We start from the raw sequence: 13,031 nt of genomic DNA, 5'->3' as shown, positions 1-13,031 counted from the left end.
CCGTGCCCTACGTACTCCTCGCCCTCGCGATCATCAGCGAAGTCTGCGCCACCAGCTGCCTGAAACTGACCGAGGGCTTCAGCAAGTTCTGGCCGAGCGTCGGAGTCGCGATCGGCTACGTGCTCTCGTTCGTCCTGCTCGGCCGCGCCCTGAAGCACATCCCGGTCTCGGTCGCCTACGCGGTGTGGTCCGGCGCCGGCACGGCGGCCGTCGCCGGCATCGGCATCGTCGCCTTCGGCGAGTCCCTGGGCCGCGTGCAATGGATAGGCATCGCCCTGATCATCGTCGGCGTGGTGGTGCTGAACCTACGCGGCAGCCACTGAGGCGTCGTGTGGAGTAGGAAGTCGGATCGGCCGACTTCCTACTCCACACGAACGCAATGGCCACCTTGTCCGGCTCAGTCCAATGCCATCTACCCGCGCCGCAAACACAACGGCGGGGCGAGCCCGAGATCGGGCCCGCCCGCGCCATCCACCGCGTGGAGTCAGCCGAGTCGGTCGGCCTTGATCTCGGCGAGCAGGCTCTGCCAGGCGTCGGCGCTGAACTGGAGGCTCGGGCCGGACTTGTCCTTCGAGTCGCGTATCGCAATGCCCGAGGACAGGCGCAAGGCCTCCAGGCACTCGCCGCCTTGCTCACTGCTGTAACTGGACTTGAACCAGCGAGCGTCTTCATGCGGGTGGGGCATCACAACTCCTTGGCTGCTTGCTTGATCATCCTGCTGGACCTGTCGTGGCTCTCTGCCGTGCCTGTGAGATCCGACCAGGTCTCCTCATAGACTTGTCTGGCTCAGTCCAATGCCATCTACCCGCGCCGCAAACACAACGGCGGGGCGAGCCCGAGATCGGGCCCGCCCCGCCCGTCCATCGCGCGGAATCAGCCGAGTCGTTCGGCCTTGATCTCGGCGAGCAGGCTCTGCCAAGCGTCGGCGCTGAACTGGAGGCTCGGGCCGGACTTGTCCTTCGAGTCGCGTATCGCAATGCCCGAGGTCAGGCGCAGGGCCTCTATGCAGTTGTCGCCTTGCTGGCTGCTGTAGCTGGACTTGAACCAGTCGGCGTCTTTGTGCGGCTGGGGCATTACAACTCCTTGGCTGCTTGCTTGATCATCCTGCTGGACCTGTCGTGGCTCTCTGCGGTGCCTGTGAGATCCGACCAGGTCTCCTCATAGATCCGGACCCTCTCTCGATCGTCTATCACCGTCGCTGACCCGAGAGCACCGATGTGAACGATCGGACCGACCTTGGGGTCATCGAAGCTGAGCACGGTGAACGAGCCGATCATGGCGGGGTGGAAGCCTGCTCGGAACGGAACGACCTGCAGCTTGATGTTGGCGGTCGTGGCCCCGTCCGCCAGGTACTCCAACTGTTCGCGCATCAGGCCGGGAGAGCCCACGACCCGTTTCAGAACAGCCTCGTTGAGGACGACGCTCAGGCGAGCCGGGTCGACCTCCCGCTTCAGGATCGCCTGCCGCTTGAGCCGAATCTCCACCTGGCGGTCGATCTCATCCTTCGGGCGACGCGTGTGCCGTAGCAGTTCCCGCATGTATGCCTCGGTCTGCAGGAGACCGGGCACGAACTCCGACTCGTAGGTCCGTACGTGAGTCGCCGCGCCCTCCAAGCCCAAGTAGGCGGAGAAGCCCGGCAAGATGACCTCCTGGTACTCCTTGCTCTTCCACTCGTCGCGGTGCGTCTTCGTCACCAGTGCGTACGAGCTGAGCATCTCGGTCTGCTCGGCGCTCGCGCCGTACAGCCGGCACAGGGCCTCGACATCCGTGGGCTGGACCCAGCCCTCGCCGGTCTCCAGTCTGGTCATCTTCGCCGTGGACCACTTCACGGTCCTCGCCACCTCGGCGGCGGTCATGCCGGCTTCCTCGCGCAGCGCGCGCAGTTCGAGCCGCAGCTTCAGTCGGCAGAGGGTGGGCGAGCCCAGGTCGTGGCTTCCCGCCATGTTCGTCACCTGTTCCTTTGATCGCTCTGCCGCCAAGTCTGACGGACGGCCACGGATACATCTACGGCGTGAACGATGATGGCGATATCCGACATGAACTGATCGCCAAAGCGCAACTCATCGACCGGTAATGATGCTCCGCGAAATTTTCGCCAAGCAACGTGCGCTTCCGCGAGTTTTGGTGTCATCCTGGCTGCGTCGTCATCATTACGCGCAGCAGCCGACCGCGCACCGACAGTTGGCTCGGCCTGCCTGCTCGCGCCAGCCCCCCAAGGAGTGATGCGCCCATGGGATCGATGCTCAGCAGAGCGACCGAGGAGTACCGACGCGAGGCGGCGGAGGTGTTCGACGACCTCCAGGCGGTCCTGTCCGTCGTGGACATCAAGCTGCCGTCCCTCACCGTGGACTGGCAGTCCGCCTACACCACCGGCGCCGTCCTCATCGACCTCGGGGCCGCGCCGCCGTCCGAGATCATCAAGCTGGTCGAAGCCCTCCGTCGAGGGGCGCGGGCGTGAGCTCCCCCGACATCCCCTGGGCGCCCGTGGTCGGCGAGACCGTCGCCATCGTGCCGCCGGACTGGGAGATCACCACTCCCTGGGCCCCTCGTATTCCCGCCGAGGTCGTCCACATCGCCGACGACCTCGTCACGCTCGCCGTCGACGGCAACCTGCGGCTTCGGCGACTCCGCCAGGTCGCGCCGTGGACCGAGGACCCGCGCTGAGCACCGAGGAAAGGGGCGAGCGCCATGAGCGACGCCGACCCGTACACTCCCACGCCCGGCGAGTTGGTCCACGATCGGCGCACCGGTCGGACCGGCGTCCTCATGGACACCATCGCCGGGAAGCTCTACCTCCGGCCGCCCGGGGGCGGCGTCGAGTGGACCGTCCGCCCCTCGCACATCGGCCGGCCGATGTCGCCGCCCGGATCGGTGGGGCGGCCGTCGCCGTCGTGACCAGTACCGGGTTGGCCGCGCTGGCGAGTCACCCGCTTCGGACGGACCTTCCCGGGGTGGCCAACTTCGTCTTCCTCTTCGTCCTCTGTGTCGGCTCGGTACTGCTGGCCACGGCAATCGGCAAACGCGCCGGGCGGTGAGGCACCGCCCGGCGCGCGGTACGGGCTTCACCCGGCGGTCCCGCGGCTATCCTGCCGGTCGTGATCATTTCAACGGAACCGATACGACTCGTCATCTTCGACTGCGACGGCGTCCTGGTGGACAGCGAACGGATCGCGGCCCGCGTCCAGATCGCGCTCGGCGCCGAACTCGGGTGGCCGCTCACCGAGGAGGAGGTGATCGAGCGGTTCATCGGCCGCTCGATGATGTCGATCGACGAACAGATCGCCGAGCGGCTCGGGCGGGAGACCGCCGACCACTGGTGGGCGGAGTTCGTGCGCCGGCACGCCGAGGAGGTGGACGCCGGGCTGGAGCCCGTCGACGGCCTGCCCGCGGCGCTCGACGCGCTCACCCTGCCGACCTGCGTGGCGTCCAGCGGCTCGCACGAGAAGATGGCGCACACCCTGGGCCGCACCGGCCTGTTCGACCGCTTCGCCGGCCGCATCTTCAGCGCCACCGAGGTCACCCACGGCAAGCCTGCCCCCGACCTCTTCCTGTACGCCGCCCGGCGGATGGGCGTGCCGCCGTCCGCCTGCGCCGTCGTCGAGGACAGCGCGCCGGGCGTGCGGGCCGCCCGCGCCGCCGGCATGCGCGCCTTCGGCTACGCCGGCGGCCTGACCCCCGCCGACCGGTTGGCCGGCCCCGGCACCGTCGTCTTCGACGACATGCGCGAACTCCCCGCCCTGCTCGCCGCGGCCTCTGCCACTATCTGAGCCGCTAACGCCTGCTCGCCTCGGCGTGCACGTCCTCGATCAGGCGGGTGACGGCGGCCGGTTCGCGCAGGGTGGGGTAGTGGTCGGAGTCCGCGAGGCGGACCAGGCGGCAGCCGGGGATCCGGGCCGCCGTCTCCTCGTTGAAGCGCCACACCTCGGGGCGGTCCAGTTCGCCCAGGGCCAGGGCGGTGGGTACGGCGATCTCGCCGAGCCGGTCGAGGGCGGACGGCTCGGCCTCCTGGCGCCCGACGGCCGCGAACCAGGCCGGCAGTACGCCCCTGAGCTGGGCGGCGGCGACCGGGTCGGCCTCGGGGGTGCCGCCGCCGGCCAGGCCCCAGAGGCTCAGGCCGTACCGGACGATGCCCTCCAGGTCGCCGGCCTCGGCCAGCCGGCCCACCTCCGCGTACATCTCGGGGGTGGTCAGGTCGAACCCGTTCACCCCGGGGACGATCAGCGCGAGACCGGCCACCCGGTCGGGGGCGTCCAGGGTCAGGCTGATCGAGGTGGCCCCGCCCATGCTGCTGCCGACCAGCACCGTCCGCTCCAGACCGAAGTGGTCGAGGACCGCGGCGAGGTCCCGGACCAGGGAGTACCCGGCGGTGGGCGCGGGCGAGCGCCCGAAGCCGCGGGCGTCGTAGCGGATCACCCGGTGCCGCGCGGTGAGCGCCGGCAGGACCGGGTCCCAGATCGCGGAGTCGCCGACACCCGGATGGACCAGGACCAGTGGCAGCCCGTCCCCCTGTCCCGAATCGTCCGCCCAGACTTGGCCGTTGTCGACCGGCACCATGGTTTCCATGCCTTCAGTCTGACGGGACGCGGGCCCGGCACAAGTCCGCGCACACCGACGGCGGGGCGCGTCCGGTGAACCACCCGTGACCCACCCCGCCGTCGCACGGTCCGGCCGAGCCAAGCGGTCCGGCCGGTTCCGCCGGTCAGCCCAGCAGCGCCGGGAGCTCGGCGATCGACTTCAGCACGTGCGTCGCGCCGTCGGCGCGCAGCCGCTCCTCGCCGTGGGCGCCGGTGAGGACGCCCGCGACCACCGAGGCGCCGGCCCGCGCGCCGGTCAGCATGTCGTAGCCGGTGTCACCGGCCACGGCGATCTCGCGGACGTCGTCCGTCCCGGTGCGCAGCAGCGCGGCGAGGGCGAGGTCCGGGTAGGGGCGCCCGCGGCCGGCCTCGGCGGGGCAGAGGGTGAGGTCGGCGATGTCCTGCCAGCCGAGGGCGGCGAGGATGCGGTCCTGGGTGGCCCGGGAGAAGCCGGTGGTGAGCACCACCTTCCGGCCCCGGCCGCGGAGTTCGGCGATGGCCTCGGCCGCGCCGGGCAGCGCCGCGCAGTGCCCCTCGTCGACGAGGTCGTGGTAGGCGGCCTCGAAGGCGGCGTTGGCCCGCTGGGCCTTCTCCTCCTCGCCGAACAGGTGCCGGAAGACGGAGATCTTGGACTCGCCCATGGTGGCGCGGACGTGCTCCAGCATGCGGGCGTGCTCGGGGCTGCCGGCCTCGACGCCGAGCGAGCCGGCGGCGGACCCGAAGGCCCGCTCGACCAGGCCGTCGTCGGCCACGGTGGTGCCGGCCATGTCCAGGACGACCAGGCGGATGTCGAAGGTCATGTCGGTGTTCCTCACAGGTTGGCGAGTTCGGCGGTGGTCTCGGCGATCGCGGGCGAGCAGGTCATGCCCCGGCCGCCGGGGCCGGTGACCAGCCAGACGCCGTCGCGGACGCGCTCGCGGTGGACGACCCGGGTGGTGTCGACGCACTGCGCGTAGACGCCGGCCCAGCGGCGGCGGACCCGGGGCAGCGGGCGGCCGAGCAGCTCCTCGGCCACGCCCACCAGGTGGTCGTACGGGTCCTCGACCACGTCGAAGCCGAAGGGCTGGTCGTACTCGTGGGTGTCGCCGATGGTCAGACCGCCGTCCCGGCGCTGGACCATCAGCAGCTGCATCTTGTGCTCGGCGGCGACCGGCGGCTGCGGCTGGACCTCGCGGAGGTGGTCGAGAGCGCCGCCCGCGAAGGCCGGGTAGTAGCGGAAGGAGTCGCCGTCGGCGACCGAGGTGGTCAGCGGCTCGTCCAGCGGGTCGGTCTGCATCATCTGCAGCCGCACCCGGCGGACCGGGAGCGCGGGCGCGAGTTCGCGGACCAGGCCGCCCAGCCAGGCGCCGGTGCAGAGGATCACCAGGTCGCCGGTGTGGACGTCGCCGTGGTCGTCGCGGACGGCGTGCTCGCCGACGACGTCGCGGACCTCGCGCCCCGGCAGGAAGGTGTACCGGCCGGTGGCGGTCAGCGCGGCGCGCAGCGCGGGCTGGGCGGTGCGCGGCTCGACGACGGCGTCCCGCTCGCACCACAGGGCGCCGAGCAGCTTGCCGCGCAGGGCGGGGTTGGCGGCCCGGGTCTGCTCCGGGCCGAGCAGCCGGTAGCCGCGCGCGGCGGCGTCGGGCAGGGTCAACGCCTGTTCGGCGACGGCGAGTTCGGCCTCGGTGCGGATCGCGGTGAGCGAGCCGTTGGCCCGGAAGCCGAGGTCGGGGACGCGTCCGCCGATCCGCTCCCACAGCTCGCGGGCCCGGAGCGCGGTGTCCAACTCCTCGCCCCGCGCCCGGCCGCTGACCCAGACCAGACCGAAGTTGCGCACCGAGGCGCCACGGGCCTCCGCCTCGCGCTCCAGGTGGACGACCTCGTGGCCGCGCTCGACGGCCTGCCAGGCGTGCATGGTGCCCAGCACGCCCGCTCCTACGACGATGACTCTCATGCGGCCAGGCTGGTGCCGCCAGGTGACCGAGGGGAGTCCGAGCGGCGGCCCGCAGATGAACCGCCCGAAAAGTTGTACAGCCAACCTGGCGCGCGCTCGCGGCCCCCGGCTGCTCCCTCCGCCCGCTCAGTCCCGCCGGACGCCGACCGGCCGGCGGGCGTCCGCCACCGCCGCCGCGGCACCCGTGCCGAGCACTGGCCGCAGCGCACCGCCGCGACCGTGCGCCACCAGCGGCCCGGCCCGCCCGGCCGCGAGCGCGAGCGGCACCGCGACCAGGACGCCGACCACCGCGCCGACCAGCACGTCGTGCGGGTAGTGCACCCCGACCCAGACCCGGGAGGCGCCCATCAGCGCGGCGGCCACCAGGGCGACCGCGCCGATCCGCCGGTCGGCGAGGAGGAGCGCGGTGGCCGCCGAGAAGGCGATCACGGTGTGGTTGCTCGGGAAGGACCAGTCACCGGCCCCCGGGCAGGCCTCCAGGGTGTCCCGGATCCGCAGCTGCGCGCACGGCCGGACCTCCTCCACCAGCCCCTTGAATCCGGAGTTGACCGCGTAGGCGACCAGCACGACCAGCGGCGAGGCCAGCACCCTGGCCATCACCGCCGGACCGGCGCCGCGCGCCCGCCACCAGGCGGCGAGCATCAGCAGCGCGAAGAGGCCGAGGCCGAGCAGCGACCAGACCTCGACCAGCCGGTTGAACCAGTGCGGCGCGGCGTCCGCCCAGCCGACCACCCGGCTGTAGAGGCCGCCGTCGATGCCGCTGCCGTCGTACGCCGCCAGCCCGCGGACCGACCCCGGCAGGGGCGCCGCAACCGGGGGCGCCGCAACCGGGGGCGCCGCAATCGAGGTCGCCGCGACGGGGAGCGCGGCCGTCACCGGCCACCACCTTCGGGCCGACGGGCGCGGAACAGTTCACAAACAGTCGGGAGCATGGAGACAACTACTACCAGACCGGCGGTCAGCCAGGGATAACGGCCGATACCGGATGCGGTCAAGCCGGGCCGCCACCCGTCCGACGCCCACCGCCGCGTCCAGCATGTGGACATGCGCCCCTCGTGCGCACCCGTGCGCCGAGTGTGCCCCCCCGAAGACCCGGCGCGCCCGGTTGCCCTCCCGCGTCCCGACCGTCCCGGAACTGGGCGTCCGCCCACCGCTCCCCGCCCCGTCCGCCACCCCTCCCCGCCCCCGATCGAACACTCCGACTCGTTGGCATGTGCATTCTGATACCGTCCGGTATTCCGAGTTGGCAGACCCCGTCCCCAGGAACGGGTGGCGCCCGTACGCTTTCGTCAGCGCGTCGACCCCGACGCGCCCTCGAACGGCGGCGAGGAGCGAACCGAGTGCGGCAGCCAGGACGGCAGACCCGACGACCCGAACGTCGTCCTCCGCAGACCGCGGCCGAACTGGCCAAGGTCCACGAGCGCGCCCTCGCCGAGGCCGCCGCCCGCAGCGCCACCCGGGACACCGCCGCCCCCGACGACCCCGCCCTCTTCCAGCCCCGCCCCGAGATCGGCGACTCCTGGGAGCGCCTGCGCCGCCTCGGCCTCGACCCCGACGCCGGCGCCGCCGCCGTCCACCTCGGCCCCGCCGAGATCGAACGCCGCCGCCGCGTCAGCGGCCTCGACCCGCTGCTCCCCGTCCTGCGCGACACCCTGCTCGAACCGCCCGGCCAGCCCCCGCTCATCCTCGCCATCACCGACGCCGACGGCCACATCCTCTGGCAGGAGGGCGAGCGCGGCCTGCGCCGCAGCGCCGACCGGATCGGCTTCCTGACCGGCGCCCGCTGGATCGAGGAGAGCGTCGGCACCAACGGCATAGCCGCCGCGCTGCGCACCCAGCGCCCGATGCAGGTCCACTCCGCCGAGCACTACCTGCGCAGCCACCACTCCTGGACCTGCGTCGCCGCCCCCGTACACGACCCCGGCACCGGCCGGCTGATCGGCGCGATCAACCTCAGCGGCCCGGCCCACTCCGTCCGCCCCTACCTGCTCCAGCTGACCGCCACCGCCGCCCGGCTCGCCGAGACCGAGCTGCGCGCCCGCCGGCTCGAATCGCTGCACCACCTGCGCACCCTCGCCGCCCCGATGCTGGCCCGGGTGAACGGTCCCGCCCTGGTCGTCGACGCGGCCGGCTGGACGGCCGCCGCCGCGGGCCTGCCGCCACCCGCCCGGCTGCGGCTGCCCGCCGAGGGCTGGGGCCCGACCGCCGTGCACTGGCTGCCCAGCCTGGGCGAGTGCGTGATCGAGCCGCTCGCCGACGGCTGGCTGATCCGCCCCGTCCTGCCCCAGGACACCGCGCCGGCCCCCTCCGACACCCCGGAGGGCCCCGACCCGGCCGGCCACGGTCCGCTCGCCGAGCAGGCCGAGGGCGCCCGGCTCCGGCTCGACCTGCGCCGCGCGGGCAGCCCCGCGCTCTCGGTGCACGGCGCGGCCGGCAGCTGGTCGCACGCGCTCAGCCCACGCCACGCCGAACTGCTGCTGCTGCTCGCCACCGAGCGGAACGGGCTCAGCGCGGCGCAGTTGGCCGACGCGCTGTTCGGGGACCCGGCCCGGACGGTGACGGTGCGGGCCGAACTCTCCCGGCTCCGCCGCCACCTGGGCGGCCTGCTGGCCCACCGGCCGTACCGCTTCGCCGAATCGGTGCTGGTCACCGTGGCCGGTCCGGAGGACCCGTACGACCTGCTGCCGTCCTCCTCGGGTCCGGCCGTGCGCAGGCTCCGCGCGGGGCTCGCCGCCGGCACCGTCCGGCTGCCCGGGCCGCTGCCGGGCCCGGGACCACTGCCGGGCCGCGTCCCGCTGGCGCCGGCCTAGGACCTGCCCCGGGTTCAGCCGCCGCCGGCCAGCAGCTCGGACAGCTCGGCGTCGGTCGGCCCGTGGGCCTGCTCCGCCTCCTCCGAGACCAGCGCGTACGTCCGCTCCAGCCAGGCCCGGACCCTCGGCTTGGAGACCTCCAGCAGGGCGCTGCCGTGCGGCGATTCGAGCGCCAGGTGCAACGTCGAGCCGTGGCACGGGCAGTAGGCCGGCCACAGCTTGACGTCGCCCTGACCGCTCAACGAGCGGAGGCCGTCGCGCAGCAGGTCACGCGAGAACACCCAGTCGGCCTCGTCCGGCCGCCCGAGGTGGAACGTCAGCAGCACCTCGTAGGGGCGCGCGGCGTCGAACCGGAACCGCGTACGGACCTCTCCGAGCACTTCCTCGCCCAACGAGATCCGCATGGACAGCACCTCCTCCACCGCCGCCGGAGCGGCGGTGGAGCCTGCCTCATCGCCGCCCGTGGGGGTAGCGGCGAGGGGGGCACTGGAGGGTGCTGGCAGCGGGTCGGGCGGCATGACGGTCTCTCCGGGACGGCGTGGAATGCCACTCAGCCTGCGCCACCGCGCGACGGCCGGGCAAGGGTTGCAAGGGGGTTGCAATAATCCCCGCACCGTCCCGGGGTCCCTTACCCCGACCGCCGAACGGACCGTCAACTCCCCTTCGGTAAAAGGGTTGTCCACGGATTCGATCAATTCGGTCCGCGCACTGGCCCCCGCCCGGGCACCCGCTGCTAGGCTCGTCCCCCTGCCGGCGCGCGCCCGCGCGCGCACCCGGCGGACTCCGCACGCACGGCCCCGGGAGGACACCCGGGCCGTGCCCGGACGAACCCCCGGACGACGCTCCCCGATCGGACCCGATCGGACCGGCCGCGCCGGGAGGGCCGGCGGCCGTCCGCCCGGTCCGGTGGCACCGGCACCGCCGTCGGTACGTGGGAGAATGCGACGACCGCAACGGCGAGTTCAGGGGAGGGAGGGGGTCCGGTGGGTCCGTCCGAGGACACCGGGCAGGACGCGGCGTACGCGCACGACCGGCACCGCACACGGCACGGCCGACACGGCCGGCCCGGACCGTTCGGCGGCCGACTGCGGCTGCCCACCCTGCGGTTCTCCGGCGCCGCGATGGCGATGTCCACCGTCGTGGGCATCAGCATCGCCACCACCTTCCTGCTGAACGAGCAGCAGGGCGTGGGCCGCCGCGCCGGGGTCGCCCGGGTCGGCTCCAGCGCCCCGCCGCCCAGCCCGGCCAAGGACCCTGACACCGCCTCCGGCGCCACCTCCGGGCCCGCGGCCGGCACCGTCTCCGGCACCACGGCCGAGCGGGAGGGCACCGGACCGAGCGCGGGCCGTCACCCGGCCGCCCCGACCGTCGGCCCCCGGGCCCCCGAGGGCACCCCCGGCGCGCACCCCTCCACCCCGGCCGCACCCCGCGCCGGCGCGTCCGGCGCCCCGTCCGGCGCGCCGCTGGCCGAGGGAGCGCCGGCCCGGCACGGCGTGACCGGGGAGCCGGCCGGGCAGTACCCCGGCGGTACCGGCGCGGGCACCCCGGCGGGCGGGCGGCCCACCGAGGAGCCGACGCCCACCGCCCAGGCCCCGACCACCCCCGGCCCCTCCCCGTCACCGACCGCGCCCCGCCCGCTCATCCCGGCTCCGGGGACCCCAGCTCCGGGAACCCCCGCGCCGCCCCCGCGCGAGTGGACCGGCGAGACCCTGGGCACCCCGACCGACACCGTCGACCAGGCGCTCACCGGCGCGGCCCTGGTCCAGTCGCTCGGCCGCGACGGGACCCGCCACCTGCTCGCGCTGACCGTCACCGAACCGCTCACCGCCCTCCAGGCCGAGTTCCGCCTGGCCCCGGGCGCGGTGGCCCCCGGCACCGGCACCGTCTGGACGGACCTCGCCGGCGTCGTGGTCACCACCCAGCACGAACGCGGCGCGGCGGTGTACCGCTTCACCACCGCGCCCGGTACGGACGTCCGCCCGGGCCAGTACACCTTCGCGGTGCGCGGCACCCGGCCCCCCGCCGCCCGGCCGACCGCCCAGGGACCGTCCCGGCCGCGCAACGCCGAGCCCCGCAGCGCCGACTCCCGCACAGCCGAGTCCTGGAACGCCAGCGCCTTCGGCATCGACCGGCCGCGCGCCGTCGCCGCCCTCGGCGGCTTCGGCGGCTTCGCACCGCCGACCGGTACCGGCCCCACGGCACCGGCCCCCCGCGCGACCGTCCCGGCCCGCTGACCACCGCGGTCCCCGTCGGCCCGCCCGGTCCGACAACCCGACAGGTCAGCGGCCCGATCGGGCTCATCCGGCCAGGCTCGTTCGTTACTGTGGTCGCCAGTCGGCACAGCCGCCCCACCGCCGGGGCCGGCCCCGTACCACCGCATCCCAGGAGGAGTTCGTGTCCACGGTCCTGACCCAAGGCGGCAACGCCCCGTTGACCGCCGCGCGGGTGACCGTCGAGGTCACCGCACCCAAGGCGCTGGATGTCTCGGGCCTGCTGCTGACCGATGCCGGAAAGGTCCGTTCGGACGACGACTTCGTCTTCTACAACGCCCCCAACGGCCCGGGCGTGACGCACCGTCCGGCCGGTCCGGGCGCCCCGGACGCCATCATCGTCGACACCGCCGCCGTCCCGGCGGGGATCACCAAGATCGTGGTGACCGCCAGCCCCGACGAGGCCGGTGCCACCTTCGCGGGCATCGAGCCGACCGCGACCGTCCGGGACGCCGCCTCCGGCGAGGTGCTGGTCACCTTCACCCCGCCGCCGCTCGGCCGGGAGACCGCGCTGATCGTGGTCGAGGTCTACCAGCGCAACGGCGCCTGGAAGGTCCGCGCGGTCGGCCAGGGCTACGACAACGGCCTGGCCGGCATCGCCACCGACTTCGGCGTCTCGGTCGACGACCAGCCGACCCCGACTCCCACCCCGACCCCGGCGCCCGCCGTCGCGCCCCCGGCCGCCGCCCCGCCGCCCGCCGCGCCGACCCCGCCGCCGGCCGCCGCCCCCGCCGACCCCCGGCTCGCCATGGCCTCCGCCCCGCCGATGCCGCCGGCCCCGCCCGCCGCGTCCGCGCCGTCCCTCACCAAGGTCACCCTGGACAAGGGCCGGGTCAGCCTCACCAAGGGCGGCTCGGTCTCCCTGGAGAAGAACGGCAAGCCCTTCCTCTCCTCGATCCGGATGGGCCTCGGCTGGGAGCCCGCCGGCCGCGGCCGCAACATCGACCTCGACGCCTCCTGCCTCGCCTTCGACGCCAAGCGCGAGAAGCTGGACACCGCCTGGTTCATGAAGCTGGGCATCTTCAACGGCGCGATCGCCCACTCCGGCGACAACCTGACCGGCGAGGGCGGCGGCGACGACGAGTCGATCACCGTCCACCTCAACGGCCTGCCACCGGAGGTCTGCGGCCTGGTCTTCGTGGTGAACTCCTTCTCCGGCCAGAAGTTCACCGAGGTCAAGAACGCCTACTGCCGGCTGGTCGACGCCGCCACCAACCAGGAGCTGGTCCGCTTCGACCTCACCCAGTCCGAGGCGCACACCGGCGTGGTGATGTGCAAGCTGGTCCGCCAGTACTCGGGCGAGTGGGTGATGACCGCGATCGGCGAGTACGTCGACGCCAAGACCGCCCGCGCCATGGTCAAGCCTGCCGCCTCGATGCTCTGACGACCGGTCGGGCGGCGGGTCGGGCGGCGGGAGAAAACGACTGGACCTCCCGCCGCCCGC

At 73.7% G+C, this 13,031-nt stretch carries 17 protein-coding genes; 9 read left to right on the top strand and 8 right to left on the bottom strand.

All coding sequences use genetic code 11. The features are described from left to right. Positions 1-2 precede the first annotated feature (2 nt). Positions 3-323 (top strand): DMT family transporter, encoded by a 321-nt coding sequence (locus ACFP3U_RS25935; protein WP_380228066.1) that lies wholly within the window; start codon positions 3-5, stop codon positions 321-323. Between the two features lie 161 nt (positions 324-484). Here ACFP3U_RS25935 and ACFP3U_RS25930 read toward each other — a convergent pair whose 3' ends face one another. From ACFP3U_RS25930 to ACFP3U_RS25920, 3 genes are all read right to left on the bottom strand, one after another. Then, on the bottom strand, positions 485-685 hold the full coding sequence (locus ACFP3U_RS25930; protein ID WP_380228065.1) for a DUF397 domain-containing protein: 201 nt from the start codon (positions 683-685) through the stop codon (positions 485-487). A 188-nt stretch (positions 686-873) separates the two neighbouring features. Continuing rightward, positions 874-1,074 (bottom strand): DUF397 domain-containing protein, encoded by a 201-nt coding sequence (locus ACFP3U_RS25925; protein ID WP_380228064.1) that lies wholly within the window; start codon positions 1,072-1,074, stop codon positions 874-876. Beyond that, positions 1,074-1,943 (bottom strand): helix-turn-helix domain-containing protein, encoded by an 870-nt coding sequence (locus ACFP3U_RS25920; RefSeq protein WP_380228104.1) that lies wholly within the window; start codon positions 1,941-1,943, stop codon positions 1,074-1,076. Before ACFP3U_RS25920 ends, ACFP3U_RS25925 begins: the two co-directional genes overlap by 1 nt. 287 nt (positions 1,944-2,230) lie before the next feature. Between ACFP3U_RS25920 and ACFP3U_RS25915 the strand changes: the two genes are divergently transcribed. The 5 genes from ACFP3U_RS25915 to ACFP3U_RS25895 are packed head-to-tail and all read left to right on the top strand — an operon-like array spanning position 2,231 to position 3,767. Then, positions 2,231-2,458, top strand: a complete 228-nt coding sequence (locus ACFP3U_RS25915) for a hypothetical protein (RefSeq protein ID WP_380228063.1) — start codon at positions 2,231-2,233, stop codon at positions 2,456-2,458. Then, entirely contained in the window at positions 2,455-2,664 is a 210-nt protein-coding gene (locus ACFP3U_RS25910; RefSeq protein ID WP_380228062.1) for a hypothetical protein, read from the top strand. The genes ACFP3U_RS25915 and ACFP3U_RS25910 overlap by 4 nt, the downstream gene beginning before the upstream one ends. 24 nt (positions 2,665-2,688) lie before the next feature. After that, a complete protein-coding gene (locus tag ACFP3U_RS25905) occupies positions 2,689-2,895 on the top strand; it encodes a hypothetical protein (RefSeq protein ID WP_380228061.1) in 207 nt (68 codons plus the stop codon). Continuing rightward, positions 2,892-3,035 (top strand): hypothetical protein, encoded by a 144-nt coding sequence (locus ACFP3U_RS25900; protein WP_380228060.1) that lies wholly within the window; start codon positions 2,892-2,894, stop codon positions 3,033-3,035. Before ACFP3U_RS25905 ends, ACFP3U_RS25900 begins: the two co-directional genes overlap by 4 nt. A gap of 60 nt (positions 3,036-3,095) precedes the next feature. Then, a complete protein-coding gene (locus ACFP3U_RS25895; RefSeq protein WP_380228059.1) occupies positions 3,096-3,767 on the top strand; it encodes an HAD family hydrolase in 672 nt (223 codons plus the stop codon). Between the two features lie 4 nt (positions 3,768-3,771). On the opposite strand, the gene ACFP3U_RS25890 is transcribed toward ACFP3U_RS25895, so the two are convergent. The 4 genes from ACFP3U_RS25890 to ACFP3U_RS25875 form a co-directional block, all read right to left on the bottom strand. Continuing rightward, a complete protein-coding gene (locus ACFP3U_RS25890) occupies positions 3,772-4,563 on the bottom strand; it encodes an alpha/beta fold hydrolase (RefSeq protein WP_380228058.1) in 792 nt (263 codons plus the stop codon). A 136-nt stretch (positions 4,564-4,699) separates the two neighbouring features. Continuing rightward, positions 4,700-5,374 carry a phosphonatase-like hydrolase gene (locus ACFP3U_RS25885; RefSeq protein WP_380228057.1) on the bottom strand — a complete coding sequence of 225 codons (675 nt, stop codon included), beginning with the start codon at positions 5,372-5,374 and terminating at the stop codon, positions 4,700-4,702. Between the two features lie 11 nt (positions 5,375-5,385). After that, positions 5,386-6,507: a TIGR03364 family FAD-dependent oxidoreductase gene (locus ACFP3U_RS25880; RefSeq protein WP_380228056.1), complete on the bottom strand. Its 1,122-nt coding sequence runs from the start codon at positions 6,505-6,507 to the stop codon at positions 5,386-5,388. Positions 6,508-6,633: 126 nt separating this feature from the next. Beyond that, positions 6,634-7,287 carry a phosphatase PAP2 family protein gene (locus ACFP3U_RS25875; RefSeq protein WP_380228103.1) on the bottom strand — a complete coding sequence of 218 codons (654 nt, stop codon included), beginning with the start codon at positions 7,285-7,287 and terminating at the stop codon, positions 6,634-6,636. A 560-nt stretch (positions 7,288-7,847) separates the two neighbouring features. Here ACFP3U_RS25875 and ACFP3U_RS25870 point away from each other — a divergent pair. After that, positions 7,848-9,317: a GAF domain-containing protein gene (locus tag ACFP3U_RS25870; RefSeq protein WP_380228055.1), complete on the top strand. Its 1,470-nt coding sequence runs from the start codon at positions 7,848-7,850 to the stop codon at positions 9,315-9,317. Between the two features lie 14 nt (positions 9,318-9,331). Here the strand turns inward: ACFP3U_RS25870 and ACFP3U_RS25865 are convergent, their stop codons facing one another. Continuing rightward, complete coding sequence (locus tag ACFP3U_RS25865; RefSeq protein WP_380228054.1) at positions 9,332-9,721, bottom strand: SsgA family sporulation/cell division regulator; 390 nt, start codon at positions 9,719-9,721, stop codon at positions 9,332-9,334. Positions 9,722-10,300: 579 nt separating this feature from the next. On the opposite strand from ACFP3U_RS25865, the gene ACFP3U_RS25860 reads away from it, so the two are divergent. Next, a complete protein-coding gene (locus ACFP3U_RS25860; protein ID WP_380228053.1) occupies positions 10,301-11,551 on the top strand; it encodes a hypothetical protein in 1,251 nt (416 codons plus the stop codon). Positions 11,552-11,723: 172 nt separating this feature from the next. After that, positions 11,724-12,971, top strand: a complete 1,248-nt coding sequence (locus tag ACFP3U_RS25855; protein ID WP_380228102.1) for a TerD family protein — start codon at positions 11,724-11,726, stop codon at positions 12,969-12,971. Positions 12,972-13,031 lie beyond the last annotated feature (60 nt).

Origin of the sequence: Kitasatospora misakiensis (genome assembly GCF_042656005.1) — a bacterium.
GTDB lineage: Bacteria > Actinomycetota > Actinomycetes > Streptomycetales > Streptomycetaceae > Kitasatospora > Kitasatospora misakiensis.
The sequence above is the reverse complement of the archived record's forward strand: the minus strand, read 5'-3'. Positions and strand labels throughout refer to the sequence as shown.

Coding starts and splice junctions, on each gene's coding strand:
- ACFP3U_RS25905 (WP_380228061.1), top strand. CDS start 2,689: ATGAGCGACGCCGACCCGTACACTCCCACGCCCGGCGAGTTGGTCCAC.
- ACFP3U_RS25925 (WP_380228064.1), bottom strand. CDS start 1,074: ATGCCCCAGCCGCACAAAGACGCCGACTGGTTCAAGTCCAGCTACAGC.
- ACFP3U_RS25920 (WP_380228104.1), bottom strand. CDS start 1,943: ATGGCGGGAAGCCACGACCTGGGCTCGCCCACCCTCTGCCGACTGAAG.
- ACFP3U_RS25880 (WP_380228056.1), bottom strand. CDS start 6,507: ATGAGAGTCATCGTCGTAGGAGCGGGCGTGCTGGGCACCATGCACGCC.
- ACFP3U_RS25885 (WP_380228057.1), bottom strand. CDS start 5,374: ATGACCTTCGACATCCGCCTGGTCGTCCTGGACATGGCCGGCACCACC.
- ACFP3U_RS25890 (WP_380228058.1), bottom strand. CDS start 4,563: ATGGAAACCATGGTGCCGGTCGACAACGGCCAAGTCTGGGCGGACGAT.
- ACFP3U_RS25930 (WP_380228065.1), bottom strand. CDS start 685: ATGCCCCACCCGCATGAAGACGCTCGCTGGTTCAAGTCCAGTTACAGC.
- ACFP3U_RS25865 (WP_380228054.1), bottom strand. CDS start 9,721: ATGCGGATCTCGTTGGGCGAGGAAGTGCTCGGAGAGGTCCGTACGCGG.
- ACFP3U_RS25915 (WP_380228063.1), top strand. CDS start 2,231: ATGGGATCGATGCTCAGCAGAGCGACCGAGGAGTACCGACGCGAGGCG.